The following is an 18,192-nucleotide window of genomic DNA, read 5'->3' on the forward strand; positions in this document are numbered from 1 at the left end:
GAGTGAAAAAAGAAAATCGCATTTTCTTTTTGAGAGGGGCAAGCGCCCCTCTATAGAAAAGAGCGAAGCGGGATGAAAGCAAAGATAAGGCTATAGGTATAAAAATTCACGGTTACAAAATTAAGAACAAAGCTTAGGAGGTTGTTGTGAGATATAAATTAGGAATCATTATTTTAGGGTTTGGTTTAATGGCATGCCAACAAAAACCCAAACAAACAGAAGTTAAGCCAGAAGCAGAGGCAGGAAAAACAACAGAGCAAGCGTTTATTAATATTGGCACAGGCGGAGTAACAGGCGTTTATTATCCAACTGGAAGTGCCATTTGTAAGGTTGTGAACAAGAAAAACCCTAATATCAAGTGTACGGTAGAAGCAACAGCAGCATCAGTTTACAATGTTAATGCTTTACTGGCAGATAAAATGGATCTTGGTATTGCCCAATCTGACGTGGGGTATAAAGCCATGCATGGCCAAGAGCCTTTTAAAGAAAAAGCAAGCAACTTAACATCCATCATGTCTATTTACCCTGAGTCTTTAACTTTGGTGGTTAGAAAAGATTCTGGCATCAAGAGTTTTGCAGATTTAAAAGGTAAAAAAGTGAATATAGGTAATCCAGGATCTGGAACTCGCAGAACGGTAGAAACCTTATTCAAGGCTTGTGATATGAAATTGGATGCTTTAGGCTTTCAAGGGCAACTCAAAGCTGCAGAAATGCCAGATGCTTTGCGTGATGGTAAATTAGACGCCTATTTTTATGTTGTAGGACACCCAACAGCCAACATTAAAGATGTTGCAACCAGTACAGATGTAGCAGTTATTGCTTTGGATATGCCTTGCATCAATGATTTGATTAAAAAAGAAAACTACTTTGTTAAAACCACTATTCCCGGCGGTTTGTACCAAGGTAATGATGAAGATGTGGTTTCATTTGGTTTTAAAGCAACTCTTTTGGCCTCGGATAAACTGAGCGATGAAGTGGCCTATGCCATTGTTGATGCGGTCATGAGCGACTTTGAAAATTTTAAAAGCTTGCATCCAGCTTACTCACATTTAACTGAAGACAGTGTGTTTGAAGGTTTATCTTTGCCTTTGCATCCAGGTGTGCAAAAATATTTGGATCAAAAAAACAAACCAGCTGTCTAAAAATAATTATTAGAGAAGGTTTAGGGGGCACTAAGACAAGTAGTCCCCTGACCGCAAAATATAAAATTGGGAGTCGACCATGAACAATAAAACAATCAAAATAATATTGTGCATATGGTCTACGTTTCAATTAGCCAGTACCCAGTATATTATTAACGATACCTTGCTACGCAGCATTCACCTGAGCTTTGCTATTGGCTTAGCTTTTTTTATGTTTGTACCAAAACAAAGTGAAAAAGAAAAAATCAACAAGCTCATGGCTTGGGGAAACATTTTTTTAGGATGTCTTGCTGCTTTAGCAGCGTTATATTTAGCTTTGGATTATCAAGGGATTTCACAAAGACCTGGCTTACCCATTGTTAGAGATATTGTAGCTGGATCTATTTTGATTGTTTGTTTGTTGGAAGCCAGTAGACGAGTTCTTGGCATTGCTTTAAGTTTGGTGGCCATTGTTTTTATGTTGTTTGCTTTTTTTGGGCCGTATTTTCCGCAAGTGGTTGCGCATAGGGGTGCGGATATAGGTAAAATGGTCAGTCATTTGTATTTGGGCACAGAAGGTATTTTTGGTGTACCGATACGTGTTTCAGCAAGTTTTGTGTTTTTGTTTGTTTTGTTGGGTTCCTTATTGGACAAAGCTGGGGCGGGTCAGTATTTTATTGAGTTGGCTTATTCTGCTTTGGGGAAATTTAGAGGAGGGCCAGCTAAAGCTTCAGTTGCAGCGTCAGGTTTATTGGGAATGTTATCCGGCTCATCCATTGCCAATACAGTAACCACGGGAACCTTCACCATTCCACTGATGAAAAAAATTGGCTTTACTCCAGAAAAAGCGGCTGCCATTGAAGTTGCCGCCAGTACCAATGCGCAGTTGATGCCACCGGTGATGGGAGCTGCGGCATTTATTATGGCCGAGTTTTTAGGCATTGGTTACATGGAGGTGGTTAAAGCGGCAATTATTCCAGCGCTTGCGTCTTATGTGGCACTGTTTGCAGTGGTTCATTTTGAAGCCTGTAAACTGAATATTCAAGCAAGTAAGGCACAAGATATTCCACCGTTTTTTAAAACCTTATGGCGTGGTGTGCATTATTGTATTCCCATTGTTTTTCTAATTTATACTTTAATGATCAAGCGACAATCTCCCACAGCATCCGCGTTTAATGCAATTGTCATTACAATCTTAATTATTCTAATTGAGCCACCTATCAAAGCATTTTTAAACAAGCGTTTAAAGCAAAAAGATTTTACCATTGGATTTAAAAATTTAATTGAAGCCTTTGCCCAAGGTGCACAAAATATGATTCCTATTGCCATTGCAACAGCATGTGCCGGTATCATCATTGGAGTGGTGACCATGACCGGCTTAGGACAAAGTTTATTGCAAGTCATTGAGTTGGCCTCTGGCGGTAATTTTTATTTGGTCCTCATTTTAACGGCCATCAGTTGTATTATTTTAGGCATGGGATTGCCCACCACAGCCAATTATATTGTGATGGCCTCATTAACCGCACCTATCTTAGCCAGTTTGGCTAAGGGCAGTGGCTTGATGATTCCCGTCATTGCCATTCATTTGTTTGTGTTTTATTTTGGCATTTTGGCCGATGACACGCCACCAGTTGGTTTGGCCGCCTATGCGGCAGCAGCCATTGCTAAATCAGACCCCATTAAAACCGGTATTCAAGGCTTTATTTTTGATATGCGAACCGCGGCTTTACCCTTTATTTTTATTCTAAACACGCAGTTTATTTTAATCAAAGATGTGGTGCCCGGCGGCAATCCCATGCGGCCAGCAGATTGGATTTGGAATGATAGTCTGTTGTCTGCGCTTGGGTTTCTTCTGGCTGCATGCATAGGCATGATTTTTTTTGTATCTGCCATCACCGGTTGGTTTAAAAGCAAGCTAAGATGGTGGGAACGTCTATGGGCTACGGGTTTATTTTTGGGTATTTTCTTGTATCCTCAAGTGTTACAGTATTCGGGTTTAAGTTTGCCCATATACTGTGCCCTATATTGTGGCTTAGCTTTGCTGTTTATTCGAGTTCAAATAAAAATGGCTAACCGTTAAGTCTAGGTTAAAAGTTTCATTCATACCGATTGACAAGTACATGATTTAATTCATGATAAAGCATGTACAGAAATAAAAAAAATATGCTACAATGATAAAGTTGCCAACGTGCAACACAACTGTGCTCCATGAAACATAAAACAAACACATCATTTATGCTTGCGATAGCTCTTTTTCTAAGCTTTATCGTCTTAATAGAAGTTTATGCTATGGAGCATGAGCAAGCCAAACATCTTTTATTAAGAACATCGTTTGGAGTTAATTTAAATGAACTCAACAGTTTGCGCAATCGCAGTTATATGCAAGCGGTTCAAACAATGGTGAATCAGGCCAAGCAGTATAAACAAATTAAAAAGCCAGTATGGATACAGGATCTAGAAGATTTTAATGTTCAGGCCTACACGTTTAAGAACCTTAAAAAGGGGCAAGAAAAAAGATTGGCACTGCAAAAGTTAGCGATAAAAGTTGAACACTATGTGCAAGAGAGTTTGTCTACATCAAGTCCAAAAAAGCAGAAAAATTTTGTGCAAAGAATCATCAAACAACATGCCAATTATAAAAAAAATCCAATTCCTATTGTTACAAAAATGAACAATCGAGGCAAACAAAAATTACAAAAATTATGGCTCGATGAAATGCTTACAACTTCTGAGCCTTTGCGCGAAAAAATGGTCTTGTTTTGGCACAACCATTTTACCTCTTCAGCTGAAAAAGTGGGTATGTTGAATTTAATGTTGGATCAAAATAATATTTTTAGGCGATATGCTTTGGGTAATTTTAGAGACTTGCTTAAAGCAACCTTAAGTCAGCCTGCCATTCATATTTATTTGGATAATGATAAAAATACCAAGCAGTCACCCAATGAAAATTTAGCACGTGAATTGATGGAACTCTTTACATTAGGAGAAGGTCATTACTCAGAGGAAGATATTAGAGAAGTGGCCAGGGCTTTAACGGGCTATAAACCTGATGAACGTGGCCAAAGGATGGTTTTAAAACAAGCGCGACATGATCAAGGGATAAAAACCATTTTAGGGCAAAGTAAAAATCATGACTTAAATAGTGTCTTAGATCTTCTTTTAAGCAAAAAAGAAACAGCTATGTTTTTAGCACAAAAGCTGCACCATGAATTCATTGGTCATGAGGTCAATCAACAGTCTTACGCATACATTGCTCAAAGCATCCAAAGAAATAATTATGCCATGGACAAAGTCATGGTGGATCTCTTAACATCACCGTTTTTTATGTTGGCCAAAAAAGGTGGCATGATTAAATCACCCGTGGAGCTGTTTGTGGGCACAGTGCGCTCTTTCAATATTCAAATGAGTGATGAATTTAACTATGCCAGAGACTTAAACCAACTGAACCAAAGTGTGTTTTATCCACCCAATGTTAAGGGTTGGCCAGGCGGTGACAGTTGGATCAACACATCGACATTGGTGCAAAGAAACAACTTGGTATCACGTTTGGTGCGCAACCAACAAAAAATGTCTGACAGCATGATGATGCAAACAAAAGCCCAAGAGGTTTATTTTGATTTTTCTTCATGGCAGAACAAGGTTCCAAAGAAAGAGCAGGCCTGGGATTATCTTCTTGCCATTAAGCCCTATAATGTTGAACCTTCACAGGGATTAAATTTTTCCTACATTAAAGAGTTGTTAGGAGATCCGGTTTATCAATTAAAATAGCCAAAGGAGTTGCATGGATCGACGATTATTTTTAAAAAGCGTATCTTTGTTGGGAGCAGAGTGTTTTATTGTTCCTCAGTATGTTTGGTCTGCATCATCTCCAAAGAAAATTTTGATCATGATTGAGCTTAAAGGAGGCAATGATGGCTTGAATACATTTATTCCTTATACATCCAACGCTTATTATGCACTTCGTCCCACAATAGCCCTAGCAAAAGAAAGCGTTTTAAAAATTGATCATGAGTTTGCCCTGCATCCAAAACTTAAATTTTTGCACCAACTGTATCAAAGTAAACAATTGGCAGTTATTGAAGGTTTAGGCTATGCCAATCCCAATTTATCGCATTTTAGTTCCATTGATGTTTGGAATACAGCTAGTTTATCGTCAAATAGTGTTGGTTCAGAAGGATGGTTGGTTAAATGTTTAAAGGAAAAATATTCTCAGCCTTCATCCAAAGATGCTTGGGTTTTAGGAGATGCGGATTTAGGTCCTTTGGTGTCAACATCTTACACCCCCATTGTTTTACAAAATTTGGGCGGAAGAATGCAAAAGCAAAATAGTGTCAGTCAAAACAAAGCTTTATTGAACAATAGCGCCTTGCAACATGTTTTAAATGTACAACAAGAAAGCAATGCTTTTTTAAATCAGTTGAATGCAGGCATGAAGTCTGAAATGCGCCGCAAGAAAAATAGATCCAGTGGTTTTATGCAATCGATTAATGCCTTGGATACGTTTTTTGGCAATGGCATGCAAGCCAAGTTGATTAAACTGACTTTATCAGGTTTTGATACACATGCTGCACAGCCAGGCAAGCACGCGCGTCTTTTAGAGACTTTGGATCAAGGCATGCAAAAAATAAAAATAACTTTGGAAAAACATCAGCTATGGCCAAATGCTTTGGTGTGCACCTATTCTGAATTTGGACGTAGGGTCAAAGAAAATAAAAACAAAGGCACGGATCATGGAACGGCCAATGTTCACTTTGCCATGGGAGGTAAAGTCAAAGGGGGGCGTTTTGGTCAAAGCCCATCTATGCTGCGTTTAGATAAAGATAACTTAATTCACACGCACAGTTTTCACCAGTATTATGCAGGTATCATTGAAGATCATTTTAAACTCAATACAAAAAATTTGTTAGGAAAAGATTTTCAAAAGATACCTTTTATTAAAACGTAATATCTGTTGAAAATTAAAATTTAAAAGATAACAGATATAACAGGCACTTACTTTAGAACTATAGTGGTTTAAAAAATATTTAGGACAAATTATGTTTTATGAACACTCGGCTGATCGGGCTTACGCCTTCAAGGCCTTCGCTTTTCATAAAATATAAATTTCTCCTTGTGCATCATGACTTTATTAAATGTCTATAAAAATATTAAGCAATGCATAGAATAAAGTGCGGTTGCAAAAACATGCAAATAATTTCATACATGGTGTTTTCTGTTTCTCCGTAATTATGTTTTAGATAAAATAAGAAAAATTTATAGTCTTTTAACTGCTCTGAGTAAAAAATACATCTTTAAAATTATATGTTGTTAGCAAGAAAGCTTTTTATTATATCTCTAAGCAGCTGTGGGGTGCGCATATGAAAGTAATGGTCACCAGAAACTTTGACCATATGAATGTTTTGTATGGAGTTTGCTGCGCGCATGCGATCTTCATAACGGTAATCCCAATCTCCATAAAAGTATAAAACCGGCTGTTGCACTTGGGTGACAATGTCGTGTACATCAGGAGTGCTGAAATAACCCAAGGAAGGGTATAATAAGCGGGGATCATGATGCCAATAGAATGTGCCCTGCTCATTTTCTGAGACTGAGCGTTGGGCCAGCAGGTGAGCAATATCTTTACTCACGCCATATTTGCAGCGCGCTTCAACGGCTTTATCAAAGCTGGCATAGGTATTGGCAGGTTTACTTTTTACCAGCGCCAGTTTTTTTAAAGGGGTCATGGCCAAGTCATCATTGGGAATCGGAATGACATTATCTAGGAGGACCAAAGCTTTGATCTGCTGTGGGAAAAGTGCCGCGACCAGGCTGGCCAAACCGGCGCCCAATGAATGCGCCATAAGAACAATGGGGGTGTTCAGGGTTTTTAAATAATCGTTGAGGATAAAAGCCACTTGCGCCATGGAATAAGCGGGAATCATGTTGGGCAAATGATCGCTTTGTCCATGTCCTGGAAGATCCAATGCATGTATCGAATACTCCGGAAAAGCCTGCATCAAAGGTTGAAAGCTCATGGCATTGTCTAACCAACCATGCAAGCAAACAATCTCTGGTGCATTATTTTTTGTTTTTAAGCCTGATAAACGAAATACTGGCTTGTTATACAGTTCAAGTTGCCAAGAGTGCATTTATCTTTTGTGACATACTTAGCAATAAATAGAAAGAAGATCTTTTGCGGGCACCTTTGTTATTACGAAGAAAAATTCAGGCCGGCGTAATGTGCTTTATCACCCAAGAGTTGTTCTATGCGCAACAGTTGATTGTATTTTGCTGTTCTATCTGCCCGGCTTAAAGACCCAGTTTTGATTTGGCCAGCTTGGGTTGCAACCGCCAAGTCTGCAATAAAGGTGTCTTCAGTTTCACCTGAGCGGTGTGAAATCACTGTACCCCAATCATGTTCCTGGGCCAAATCAATGCATTCAAGGGTTTCACTCAGGCTGCCAATTTGATTAAGTTTGATTAAAATAGCATTGGCCGTATGTTCATCAATGCCTTTTTGTAAAAGCTTTGCGTTGGTGACAAAGATATCATCCCCCACCAATTGAATGTTTTGACCTACTTGACTTTGTAAAGTTTGCCAACCAGACCAGTCGTTTTCATCCAGAGGGTCTTCAATAGAAACAATGGGGTATTTGCTGGTTAATTCTTGGTACCAGGCAATCATTTGCTCTGTGTTTTTTTGTTCTTGGTTGGATTTGAACATGACGTAATGGCCATCCTGGTACATTTCTGATGCTGCCACGTCCAAGGCTAAAGAAATATGCTTGCCGGCTTTATAACCAGCATTATCAATGGCTTGCAATAAAAACTCTAAAGCTTGTTGAGTGTCAATGTTTGGGGCAAAGCCACCTTCGTCACCAACATTGGTTGAAAGTTTATTGTCATGTAAGATTTTTTTCAAATGTTGAAAAGTTTCTGCGCCAGCTTGCAAAGCGGCAGAAAAGTTATCAAAGCCATGTGGCGCCAACATGAATTCTTGAATGTCTAAAGCATTGTCCGCATGCTGGCCACCATTAAGCACATTCATCAAGGGTAAAGGTAAAGTGTTGGCTTGTTTGCCACCCAAATAGGTAAATAAAGGAACATGTTTAAAATGCGCTGCCGCTTTAGCCACAGCCAAAGATACACCTAAAATAGCATTGGCTCCCAAATTGGATTTATTCTCTGTGCCATCAAGATCTAGCATGCATTGATCCACTTTACTTTGCTCAAGCGCATTCATGCCAATCAGTTTTGGTGCGATGTGTTCAACAATGTTATTGATGGCTTTACCCACAGATTTTCCCATATAGGCATCACCGCCATCACGTAATTCTAGAGCTTCTTTACTCCCGGTTGAGGCGCCGGAAGGAACAGCGGCTCTACCCATATGGCCAGAGTCTAAAATAACATCCACTTCAATGGTAGGATTGCCACGAGAGTCTAAAATTTGTCTGGGAGTAATCTGTTTAATGTTGCTCATGCAGCGCTTTTAGCATGCAAAAAAAAAATCATAAAGTTATTTTCTAAAAGTGTAAAGTGTACTTTTTAGGAAACGTTTTGATGTTTAAGTCTTAACTTACATCCAAAAAGTATAGACAGACAGATTGCAGGTAAAAGCGGCCCATATTGGTTTACTCTTCCCTGAATAATGAGCATGAAAGTATATAGAATGGTAACAATAACGGTGACGACAAAGAATAATTCAATAATTTTGATAAATGTAGCTTTGTTTGCAAAGGCCTTGGGTTGAACAGGAAATTTAAAAGCAATATATCCAAGCAAAATAGCAGCCGTTGCTACGGCATAAATATTACCAAGAAGCCCTAGCCATGATACATAACCTTGAAATACATCAATAAAAACGGGAGTGTAAGAAAAAACGGCTGTTATGATAAAAGGTAGAAACAGACGGTCGTTTTTTAGTTTTGTTAAAGTCACGGTGTTTAATCTAAGTTAAGGTAATTCAAACCCGACTTCACTTCAGAAATTTTTCTAATCAATAAGTCTATGTTGTCAGGGTTGTTTTCAAAGTCATTTTTATCAGTATTACAAACAATGACGGGACATAGAGAGAAATGAAAAAAGAAAGTTTGAAAAGCATGCACCACTTTTTCTAAATAATTTTTGGGTAAGAGCAAGGCCAAGTCTTCATCTTTTTGGGCAATTCTTTTAATCAAAGTGTCTGTGCTGGCCTGCAAATAAATAACAACATCAGGGGTGGCGGCGGTTCCCTTAAGCAAACCATAAACTTTTTCATACAGAGCAAATTCTTGCGGTTCTAAAGTTAAAGATGCAAACAAACGATCTTTATGAAACAAGTAATCACATAAAGTGTACTGAGAAAATAAGTCTGGTTGACTGCAATCGACTTGTTGTTGAAAACGTGACATCAGAAAAAACAACTGCACTTGAAAAGCATATTTTTCCATGTTGTTATAAAAAGAGGGTAAAAAGGGATTGTCCGTATCTTTGATGGTTTGAGCAGAAAGTCTTTCTGCCAAAGCAGAAATCAATTGGCTTTTGCCAACTCCAATAGGCCCCTCTACTGCAATATACTTTCCCTTCACAGCTTTAGTGTTATCACCCCAAGCACTGCGCGTCACGGAAATATTGATAAAAGTACGATGTGATATTTAAGGCCATAAACTAGGGCTAGATGGTTTAGGAAAACTATACTTTTTAAGCTGCGTGTAGGCATTTGAATAAATTCATCCAATCCAGAAGTCTCAAATTTTCTGGACGCTGTTCCAAAATACTATGATCCAGACTCTCAACTGGGTAGTTGTTTTGTTTAAGCGTGCTGCGTAGCATTTTGCGACGTTGAGAAAAAACCACTTTAATCAAATTAAAAAAAGCCTCTTCATCTGTAATGAAATGTTCTTGTAAAAGACTGATTTTTTTAGGGCTTAATTTAACCAAACGTGAATCTACTTTGGGTCTAGGATGAAAAGATGTAGGTGGGATAATGGGTCCTGCTTCAACGTCATAATAGCACTGCAACCACACTGTTAATCGCCCGTAATTTTTAGTGTTTTCTTTAGCGCAAATCCGTTCTACAAATTCTCTTTGCAAAAGAAAGCACAAGCTTCCCAACTGGTGACGACGCTCAAACAAGATTTCAATAATGGGGGTGGTGATAGAATAGGGTAAGTTGGCAATCACCCAAGGTTTTTCTTTGTCTTTGAAATAAGAAGACAAATCAAAATTCCACGTTAAAATATCATGCTCTAGACAATTAAAATTAGGATAAGTCACAAAATGCTCGTGCAAAAAAGGAATAAGGTCTTTGTCTTTTTCAATGCATAAAAAAGGATGGGCTTGGTTTAAAATAACTTCGGTCATGGCGCCCAAACCGGGACCAATTTCTATAACAGGACAGTTTGGTGTTGGGTCAGCAAAGCGATAAATTTTTTCAGCAGAAGCAAGGTTAACCAAAAAATTTTGCCCCAATTTTTTCTTGGGCCAAGTACCTAAACGATCCAATATTTTTTTAGGATTTTCCATGTCTGTTTAAAATAACATACTGGCTTTTGGCGCTTGGTCAAAGCTATCACAGTGACCTTGCTTAAGTTTAGGATAGCCGGCCGCAGCAATCATCACGGCATTGTCTGTACACAGGTGAAAATCAGGAACAAAAAAATCAAGTTGATGTTGTTGAGAAAATTGGGCGAGGGATTCTCTTAATAAACTATTGCGAGCCACACCCCCACATAATAAAAGTGATTTTGGAGCTAGATCCTTAATGGCAAAGTCCAAAGGATAAAGAATCATGTCCACCAAAGCTTGTTGAAAACTGGCGGCCAAATCATGCGTGTGCTGATGTAAATGATCTTGATGATCTCTAACGTGGTAGGCCAAAGAGGTTTTGATGCCACTAAAACTGTATTCATAGGCTTTGGGATTTTGCTCAAGTTTGGTGCGAGGAAATTTTACAAATTTTTTGTTGCCGTTTTGTGCGGCTTTTTCAATGGCCGGTCCACCAGGAAAACCTAAGTTTAAAATTTGCGCAGCTTTGTCAAAGGCCTCACCTACGGCATCATCTCGAGTGTAGCCCACCAACTCATAATTCCCAGGTTCTTTGACATAATAGATATGTGAGTGGCCACCAGAAACAACTAGGCCAAGAGCAGGGTAATGTTGTTCTTGGGTTAACATCATGGCAGAAGCCAAATGCCCTTCAATATGGTGCACACCCACAAAGGGAATGCTGTTAGCAAAGGCCAAGCTTTTGGCAAAGGTATAGCCCACCAAGAGTGAACCAATGAGGCCAGGCCCTTGGGTAACGGCAATGCCGTCTATATTTTTGAGAGATAAGTTTGCATCGGATAAAGCTTTTTCAATAACCGGGTAAATGGCTTTGACATGGCTGCGAGAAGCCAATTCAGGAACCACGCCACCAAAAATTTCATGGTCATCAAATTGACTGACAATCACAGATGACAAGATATCTTGCCCATCTTTTAAAACCGCAGCAGCGGTTTCATCGCAAGAACTTTCTATGCCCAAAATATTCATTCTTTGCAGGCATACGATGTGCATCAAAAGAAGTCAATAACAATAAAGTAATGCTTATGCTTGGCTGATGGCAGTGTTTTGGGACAATTTTGAATTTGGAAAGTTCATACAGTATGTGCTAGCGTCAAGGTATTATCTAATCAAAATTCTTGAATTTTAAAGGGGGAGACAATGTTTTGTGAACTAATGAATGGAATAGCTTTTTTTGCTGACAATAGTTATTAGGGCATGTTCTGGCAATGGATGAAAAAGTTTAAATTTTTTCTGGCAGCATCCTCAAGATGAAAGTGATGCATTTTCATTAATTGGCAGTGATGCCATTTTGCCAACGGTTGCAATAGATGGCCAAGGTAACACCATTGTAGTTTGGACACAAACTGCCAGCAATCGTTATGAACAGGTGTTTATGGCCCAGAAGAAAACGGTTCTTGGACTCATCCTCCCGAAATTGATGATGCTATTTCTTTTACAGGTTCTGGCTTGGCCGCATTTGTCGATGTGGCTATGAATGCAAATGGTCAAACGGCGCTTACCTGGTACCAAGGAATCAGTGGCGAGAATAAAACTTTTATCAGTGAATACACCAACTAAGTAAAATACATTTTATTTTGAAATATTTAGCTGCTGATTTAATGCTCATAGGTTTTAATGCAAGTATTTGAATTTTAATAAGAAAAAAATGGCTTCATTATTGCATGGTGTTAATAAAGTACGTATCGGTTTTAGGGAAATAAAAAGGAGATGAAAGATGTTTAAGTTCAATAAAATAATAGCGTTAATGATTTGTTTAAATCTAAGCTTGGCTGGGTGTGGAGGTAAAAAAGCAACATCTGAAGTGAAAGAGAGTCAAAATAATAACACCAATAATCCTGTTCCTGAGTATAACTGGATTGATTCTATTGAAACCCAAGTCTTAGCGGACACACAAATTCAATTTAATTACAATCTAAATGAGGATACATTTTCTGAACTCGAATTAAAGCATACCATAACGTTTGAAGAACATAGCGCCGCTCAGATCAATTGGGGATATTATCCTTACAATGGTAACTTTATAGGGGAGTTTCCTCGTTATACGCAAGTGGGTACGATTGTGCTTGAAGGGCCAGTTACAGCATTAAGTTTGAGGTTGCAAGACTCTCAGTATGAAAGTGTGCATGTTAATATTTGTACAATGGCAAAAGTTGATGGGGAAGAGTTTGATTTGGGATGCATAGAAGGTGTAGAATTGTTCCGTGAAACTGGTATTTACAGCATTGGCGGTACGGTTAGTAACTTACAAGACAATGTAACACTTTTGGTTCAATTTGATCAGTATTATGACATGATTTTTCTTGAAAACAACGGTACTTTTACATTACCGGGTTGGTATGCGTCAGGAACGGAGTTTGAAGTGTATTTATTTGCAGTCAGCCCAGCTATACAAAGTTGCGCCATGACCGAAGGTGGTGGCGTTCGTACCGTAGGCACGCAAAATATTACAGATATTAAGTTTGAGTGTAATTAATTTTGGATGAAAAAAAATTGTAACGCAGTTTCTGAGCCAGTGCTGCGCTACAAAATATTTTATTATCATTAAATTTATAGATGATAATGGAAGATAAATTATCGCACTCACTTTTTAAAACTTCAATATACCTATTTATAAGTTGGTTGATTGTTGAGTTTGTCTTGTGGTATAGGGCGACAAAACAAGGGGATAATACATGTTAAAGAAATCTATTGTATTAGGAATTATTTTATCTAACTCAGTACTTTTTGCGCAAGGGAATAGACCTCAGATTTCTATTCCAGTTGTGCATCTGGTTTCAGATTACCATACCTATGAAGCGTGCAAGGAAAAGCGCAAAGAAATTTTACTGCAAGCCAACGAAGGTGAAGTTTTTGCCGGTTTTGAAGGACTTTATGATAAACAGCATATTCAATACCTTGTTGAAGGCATAGGAGGTTTTCAGTTTAACTTGAGCTCCGGTAATCAAATTTATCCAATAGAAAATATAGATGTATACAAAGCAGGTCGAGTGCTTAGCTTGCTGCAAGCTTTGGACCGTACCATTCATGTTCGAATGGCTGAATTGCAAAAAAAATCCAATGGGCAACCCTATGATCAACAAAAAATCAATTTTTTTGGTGAACGTCTGGGAGTAAAATTTTCTGAACTGAACAATATATATGCTGGTGATGAACGGTTGAGAAAAAAGTTTGAAGAGTTTTTAGGAATAAGTTTGATAATGTATGTGCAAAACGGACAACAAATCAGTAAGGCAGTGCAATCAAGGTATCCAAATATTTTAAATTTTATTAATACCATTAATAAAGATTTTTTTTGGGATGAGATTCGTCCTAAGAGTAACAATAACTTTTTTTCAAGTTATATAAATGAGGTTTTTGAAACGCTATCTGGGGATTTAAAAAACAAAAGTGTTATTTTAGATTCGGTGATGATTGCCAAAGCAAAGGCCAAGGCATTGGAGCTTGCTGGTTTAAAAGAATCAAGAGATAACTATGCACGTTCACAACCCGAATATTGGTTGTACACCATCTATTGGCGCAACCAAATGTTTATTGAAGCGTTTGATCGTATGTACACTCAATGGAGAAATAGTGCCGACAACAAAGATAAAGATATTTATTTAATTGTTGGAGCAGATCATATCCAAGACCTTCATGACAAAATAAAATTTCGTTACGCAATCAATGCCAAAATTGACACCTCTTGCCACGACTAATTTTTTAATCAATATCTGAGAGTAAAAGGTTTTTTATTCCCACAAAACACTAGAAATACTTATCAGTTTAAATCAACCTAGTTGAGTTGCTTTGAAGCTTTTGTGGCTACATCAGTGTTAGGGCATTGGCTGACCACTTCACTGTAAAACAGTTTGGCTTCATTGCTTTTTTTCAAAGCTTCAAAGCCTTTGCCTTGCATGAACAAAGCCGCACATTTTTTACTGCTGCTGGCATACTGTTTGGCCACTATATCAAAAGTTTTGATGGCTCTGGCAAATTTTCCTAATGCAAAGTAGCTTTCGCCCATCCAGTAATAAGCATTGGCAGCTAGCTTGTCTTTTGGATACAATTGAATAAAATTTTCAAAAGCACTTATGGCTTGCGGGTAGTTTTTATCTTTTTGATAGTAGGATAAAGCTTGATCATAAGCTTGCTGAGCCGATTGTTTTTTTGTGTTTGAGTTATTGGGAGCATTTGAGCTGGTATTGTTTGAGTTTTCTTTTGCGCTTGGATTACTCTCCATTTCATTTAAACGAAACTGTGCATCTTTAAAGAAGTTTTTTTGGTTTTCTTCAAAAATTTCCATTTGCCGTTTAAAAAATTCAATTTCTCCTTTGAGAATTTGAATTTCATTGCGTAAGTCTTCAATTAAAACTGAGGTGTCCGCTTGGTGTTGTTTAAATTTTTCATTAATGGCTTTAACTTCATTTAAGCTTTGCGCATTGGCTTGATTGAAACTATTGATCTGATCAATTTGTGTTTGCATGCTTTTGATTTTTTCATCAGTTTTTTTATTGTTGCTAAACAGTTGTGCGCTACTCAAAGAAAGCGTGGCAATTAAAAAACTTAAAAAATATTTTATGACGGTCATGGTTAGTGCTCCTCAATTGTTTTATGAATGTATAGTTTAAAGAAGAAAGTTAAAAAAGTGAAGTTATGAAAAATGTTTTAATACTAAGATAGTTTAAGGCACTTACTGAAATTGATAACCGCCAAAGAACCTGCTTAAAAAACGTTTGCTTGGAAATGAAAGTGCGTAGGCTATAAGCATGATGCAAGCAAAGTAAAAATAGTGGGCTATGTTTTTTGTGAAAAAAGCTATACTAAAACCAAACAGTGCTACAGCTTCAAGTAAAGCCAAGCGAATGGTTAAAGGTATGAATAATCTTTCTAAAATAGGCAAGGTCATTTCTTTTTTCATTTTACCCATATCTACCGCCCTATTAAATTCCTCAATGTTTTCAATTAAGAGCTTTTTAGGGATAATTATACTTAGGGTTAAGACCGCCATAACAGCAAAAGCAAGCGCCAACTGAGGTCCGGGAATGCTTTGAGAAAAGTCAAAAAATGTATCAGGTTGGCTGTAAAGAACAAAAAACAAAGGCCCTTGCGAAAACAAGATAGCAACCCAAACGATTCTAAGGGTGAATAGAAACTTTTTCATATTAAAAAAACCCTCTAAGCATCTTGATGCTTAGAGGGTATATGTAATAAAGAACTTATTGAGAAACAGTGAATTCAACTCTACGGTTTTTTGACCAAGCGGCTTCACCTGTGCTTGGATCGCTAGGACGCTCTTCTCCATAGCTAACAGGGTTTAAGCGGTCCGCTGAAACGCCTAAGCGTTGGATGTATTCTTGAACACTGCGAGCACGTCTTTCACCCAAAGCCAAGTTGTACTCATTGCTGCCACGCTCATCGGTGTGCCCTTCAATGGTTAAAGAAATGGATGATTGAGCATTCATTGCTGCTGCAATTTCTTGCAATAAAGTTCTGCTTTCTGCGCTGAGTGTAGATTGATCAAATTCAAAATAAATTACAGGCATATTGGCTAAGATGCCTTGATCAGCCGTACCAGCAGTTTCTTCTGTAGGCTCTTCAACATTTGCCTGTTCTTCTGCAGTAGGAGGTGTCTCAACCTCGGATGCTTTCTTTTTTCCACACGAACTTAAACCTACAACTGTTAAACATAGGCATAATACCATAGCCAAATACTGACGTTGAAACATGAATCCTCCCTTGTTATTCAAGCCTTTTACTTGAATAATTTAGTCCCATTCAAAACACCTTAATTATGGTGAATGGGGATGTTAAAAATACCCAAAACGATGGGCCAAGATGTCTAAATCAGAGATTAAGGAAACAATGAAAAAAAGTCAATGATTTCCCTTGCATTTTAACCCAACAAACGTTTATAAGGATAAACAAATGGGCCGTGAGGCCTATTTTTTTTATCCCTAAGTGTTGTGGGTAAATGGTTTAGACCTTTTGAGTAGATAAGGCATTGCTCTGTATACTCTGACCATAAAAGGTATTGCCAAGTGGGCGACATAGAATGTACTAAATCATTGCAAGGGAAGGCCTTGCGTTTCACAAGTACAGGTTTAAAGCTTGTCTAAGAACGCGTCTTGGACAAGAGGGAGAAAGTATTTTTCCCAGTGAAAACAGAAATGAGGAAACGACAATGTTTAAAGGATTAAATCGCGAAATTGAGCAGCTGGCCAAAGACAAAGGTATTGATAAAAATCTAATCATTGAAGCCGTGCAAAGTGCATTTTTAACGGCAGCCAAGAAAAAATTTGGGGCTGAAAAAGATATTGAAGCGCATTTTAATGAACAAGAAGAAGAAATAGAATTGTTCGAGTTTAAAAACGTGGTTGAGCATGTTGAAGATGAAAACAATGAAATTACCTTTGCTGAAGCAAAGTTGCATGACCCTGAGTGTGAATTGGGTGACAGCATTGGTTTAAAAATGAACTCAGAAGAGCTGGGAAGAATTGCAGCCCAAACTGCCAAGCAAGTTATCATTCAAAAAATCCGCGATGCTGAAACCGATATTATATATGAAGAGTATAAAGATAGAGTGGGCTCTTTGATTACGGGAATTGTTCGTCGTTTTGAGCGTGGCAATATCATTATTGATTTGGGGCGGGCTGAAGCACTTTTACCGCAATCCCAACAAGTACCTAAAGAGATTTTTAGACCGGGTGATAGAATTCAAGGTTATGTGATGGATATCCGTAAAACCCCTAGGGGCACCGAGATTATTATTTCGCGTGCACACGAAGGTTTGTTGATTAAATTGTTTGAAAATGAAGTGCCAGAAATTTATGAAGGTATTGTTAGTATTAAATCTGCTGCTCGTGAACCTGGTGTCAGAGGAAAGATTGCTGTATATTCCAAGGATTCTGATGTAGATCCTGTGGGTGCTTGTGTCGGAATGAAAGGCTCAAGAGTACAAGCTGTGGTGCAAGAGTTGCGTGGCGAAAAAATTGATATTGTTGCTTACAATGTTGATATGGCCCAGTTCATTTGCAATGCTATTGCACCTGCTGAAGTGAGCAGAGTTGTTCTGGATGAAGCCAACAAGCGACTTGATTTGGTTGTAGCAGATGATCAACTGTCTTTGGCTATTGGTAAAAAAGGTCAAAACGTACGTTTAGCGACCAAGCTAACCGGTTGGCATGTAGACATTCACAGTGAAACAAAAATGAAAGAAATGGCGGATCAGGATAAAAATCGTTTATCTTCCATTGAGGGGATCAGTGAGACCATGTCCGAATTATTGTACGGTCAGGGGGTTACAACTCCAGAAGCCTTGGTTGAAAATGAATCAGAAAAGATTGCTACAGCAACTGGCTTGGATGTTAATAAAGTAGAAGCTTTGCAAGAGTCAGCTAAAGAGTGGTTGGCATCAGAAGAAAGCCAAAGTGTATCACAAGCACAAAGTGATGAAAACTTGCAAGATCAGTCAGAGATAGTAGAACAAGAAACAGAACTTGAAGATGATCAAGAGCCGGTATTAGACCAAGCTTAATGACTGAGGTTTGCACCAAGTTTAAAG

General features: G+C 38.2%; 16 protein-coding genes. 7 read left to right on the top strand and 9 right to left on the bottom strand.

Going from position 1 to position 18,192, the window contains the following annotated elements:
• Window positions 1-146 precede the first annotated feature (146 nt).
• The 4 genes from PKC21_07145 (at window position 147) to PKC21_07160 (ending at window position 6,066) form a co-directional block, all read left to right on the top strand.
• Window positions 147-1,142: a TAXI family TRAP transporter solute-binding subunit gene (locus tag PKC21_07145; GenBank protein HMR25113.1), complete on the top strand. Its 996-nt coding sequence runs from the start codon at window positions 147-149 to the stop codon at window positions 1,140-1,142.
• A gap of 79 nt (window positions 1,143-1,221) precedes the next feature.
• Window positions 1,222-3,201, top strand: a complete 1,980-nt coding sequence (locus tag PKC21_07150) for a TRAP transporter permease (GenBank protein HMR25114.1) — start codon at window positions 1,222-1,224, stop codon at window positions 3,199-3,201.
• 128 nt (window positions 3,202-3,329) lie between these two features.
• Window positions 3,330-4,889: a DUF1800 domain-containing protein gene (locus PKC21_07155; GenBank protein HMR25115.1), complete on the top strand. Its 1,560-nt coding sequence runs from the start codon at window positions 3,330-3,332 to the stop codon at window positions 4,887-4,889.
• Between the two features lie 13 nt (window positions 4,890-4,902).
• Window positions 4,903-6,066: a DUF1501 domain-containing protein gene (locus PKC21_07160; GenBank protein HMR25116.1), complete on the top strand. Its 1,164-nt coding sequence runs from the start codon at window positions 4,903-4,905 to the stop codon at window positions 6,064-6,066.
• A 352-nt stretch (window positions 6,067-6,418) separates the two neighbouring features.
• Here the strand turns inward: PKC21_07160 and PKC21_07165 are convergent, their stop codons facing one another.
• From PKC21_07165 to tsaD, 6 genes are all read right to left on the bottom strand, one after another.
• Window positions 6,419-7,249: an alpha/beta hydrolase gene (locus PKC21_07165; GenBank protein HMR25117.1), complete on the bottom strand. Its 831-nt coding sequence runs from the start codon at window positions 7,247-7,249 to the stop codon at window positions 6,419-6,421.
• Window positions 7,250-7,311: 62 nt separating this feature from the next.
• Complete coding sequence (eno, locus tag PKC21_07170; GenBank protein HMR25118.1) at window positions 7,312-8,583, bottom strand: phosphopyruvate hydratase; 1,272 nt, start codon at window positions 8,581-8,583, stop codon at window positions 7,312-7,314.
• 65 nt (window positions 8,584-8,648) lie between these two features.
• The gene (locus PKC21_07175; protein HMR25119.1) at window positions 8,649-9,041 is read right to left on the bottom strand and encodes a hypothetical protein; all 393 of its coding nucleotides are present in this window, start codon (window positions 9,039-9,041) and stop codon (window positions 8,649-8,651) included.
• Between the two features lie 5 nt (window positions 9,042-9,046).
• Window positions 9,047-9,670 (bottom strand): deoxynucleoside kinase, encoded by a 624-nt coding sequence (locus tag PKC21_07180; protein ID HMR25120.1) that lies wholly within the window; start codon window positions 9,668-9,670, stop codon window positions 9,047-9,049.
• 112 nt (window positions 9,671-9,782) lie between these two features.
• Window positions 9,783-10,607 carry a 16S rRNA (adenine(1518)-N(6)/adenine(1519)-N(6))-dimethyltransferase RsmA gene (gene rsmA, locus PKC21_07185; protein ID HMR25121.1) on the bottom strand — a complete coding sequence of 275 codons (825 nt, stop codon included), beginning with the start codon at window positions 10,605-10,607 and terminating at the stop codon, window positions 9,783-9,785.
• Between the two features lie 6 nt (window positions 10,608-10,613).
• Complete coding sequence (gene tsaD, locus PKC21_07190; GenBank protein HMR25122.1) at window positions 10,614-11,642, bottom strand: tRNA (adenosine(37)-N6)-threonylcarbamoyltransferase complex transferase subunit TsaD; 1,029 nt, start codon at window positions 11,640-11,642, stop codon at window positions 10,614-10,616.
• A gap of 724 nt (window positions 11,643-12,366) precedes the next feature.
• On the opposite strand from tsaD, the gene PKC21_07195 reads away from it, so the two are divergent.
• Both PKC21_07195 and PKC21_07200 read left to right on the top strand, forming a co-directional pair.
• The gene (locus PKC21_07195; protein HMR25123.1) at window positions 12,367-13,125 is read left to right on the top strand and encodes a hypothetical protein; all 759 of its coding nucleotides are present in this window, start codon (window positions 12,367-12,369) and stop codon (window positions 13,123-13,125) included.
• Between the two features lie 199 nt (window positions 13,126-13,324).
• Complete coding sequence (locus tag PKC21_07200) at window positions 13,325-14,347, top strand: hypothetical protein (GenBank protein ID HMR25124.1); 1,023 nt, start codon at window positions 13,325-13,327, stop codon at window positions 14,345-14,347.
• 77 nt (window positions 14,348-14,424) lie between these two features.
• Here PKC21_07200 and ybgF read toward each other — a convergent pair whose 3' ends face one another.
• The 3 genes from ybgF to pal all read right to left on the bottom strand — a co-directional run bounded on the left by ybgF (window position 14,425) and on the right by pal (window position 16,357).
• Window positions 14,425-15,219, bottom strand: coding sequence for a tol-pal system protein YbgF (gene ybgF / locus PKC21_07205; protein HMR25125.1), 795 nt, complete (start codon window positions 15,217-15,219; stop codon window positions 14,425-14,427).
• 102 nt (window positions 15,220-15,321) lie between these two features.
• The gene (locus PKC21_07210) at window positions 15,322-15,792 is read right to left on the bottom strand and encodes a hypothetical protein (protein HMR25126.1); all 471 of its coding nucleotides are present in this window, start codon (window positions 15,790-15,792) and stop codon (window positions 15,322-15,324) included.
• 55 nt (window positions 15,793-15,847) lie between these two features.
• Window positions 15,848-16,357, bottom strand: coding sequence for a peptidoglycan-associated lipoprotein Pal (gene pal / locus PKC21_07215; GenBank protein ID HMR25127.1), 510 nt, complete (start codon window positions 16,355-16,357; stop codon window positions 15,848-15,850).
• A gap of 455 nt (window positions 16,358-16,812) precedes the next feature.
• Between pal and nusA the strand changes: the two genes are divergently transcribed.
• Window positions 16,813-18,165, top strand: coding sequence for a transcription termination factor NusA (gene nusA, locus PKC21_07220; GenBank protein HMR25128.1), 1,353 nt, complete (start codon window positions 16,813-16,815; stop codon window positions 18,163-18,165).
• Window positions 18,166-18,192 lie beyond the last annotated feature (27 nt).

It is taken from the genome of Oligoflexia bacterium, assembly GCA_035326705.1.
Lineage (GTDB): Bacteria > Bdellovibrionota_G > JALEGL01 > JALEGL01 > JALEGL01 > JALEGL01.

What these genes read in the sequence shown, in the direction of transcription:
- PKC21_07160 (HMR25116.1), top strand. Translation starts at nt 4,903, where the DNA reads ATGGATCGACGATTATTTTTAAAAAGCGTATCTTTGTTGGGAGCAGAG.
- ybgF (HMR25125.1), bottom strand. Translation starts at nt 15,219, where the DNA reads ATGACCGTCATAAAATATTTTTTAAGTTTTTTAATTGCCACGCTTTCT.
- PKC21_07155 (HMR25115.1), top strand. Translation starts at nt 3,330, where the DNA reads ATGAAACATAAAACAAACACATCATTTATGCTTGCGATAGCTCTTTTT.
- PKC21_07195 (HMR25123.1), top strand. Translation starts at nt 12,367, where the DNA reads ATGTTTAAGTTCAATAAAATAATAGCGTTAATGATTTGTTTAAATCTA.
- nusA (HMR25128.1), top strand. Translation starts at nt 16,813, where the DNA reads ATGTTTAAAGGATTAAATCGCGAAATTGAGCAGCTGGCCAAAGACAAA.
- PKC21_07165 (HMR25117.1), bottom strand. Translation starts at nt 7,249, where the DNA reads ATGCACTCTTGGCAACTTGAACTGTATAACAAGCCAGTATTTCGTTTA.
- pal (HMR25127.1), bottom strand. Translation starts at nt 16,357, where the DNA reads ATGTTTCAACGTCAGTATTTGGCTATGGTATTATGCCTATGTTTAACA.
- tsaD (HMR25122.1), bottom strand. Translation starts at nt 11,642, where the DNA reads ATGCACATCGTATGCCTGCAAAGAATGAATATTTTGGGCATAGAAAGT.
- eno (HMR25118.1), bottom strand. Translation starts at nt 8,583, where the DNA reads ATGAGCAACATTAAACAGATTACTCCCAGACAAATTTTAGACTCTCGT.
- PKC21_07150 (HMR25114.1), top strand. Translation starts at nt 1,222, where the DNA reads ATGAACAATAAAACAATCAAAATAATATTGTGCATATGGTCTACGTTT.
- rsmA (HMR25121.1), bottom strand. Translation starts at nt 10,607, where the DNA reads ATGGAAAATCCTAAAAAAATATTGGATCGTTTAGGTACTTGGCCCAAG.
- PKC21_07200 (HMR25124.1), top strand. Translation starts at nt 13,325, where the DNA reads ATGTTAAAGAAATCTATTGTATTAGGAATTATTTTATCTAACTCAGTA.
- PKC21_07210 (HMR25126.1), bottom strand. Translation starts at nt 15,792, where the DNA reads ATGAAAAAGTTTCTATTCACCCTTAGAATCGTTTGGGTTGCTATCTTG.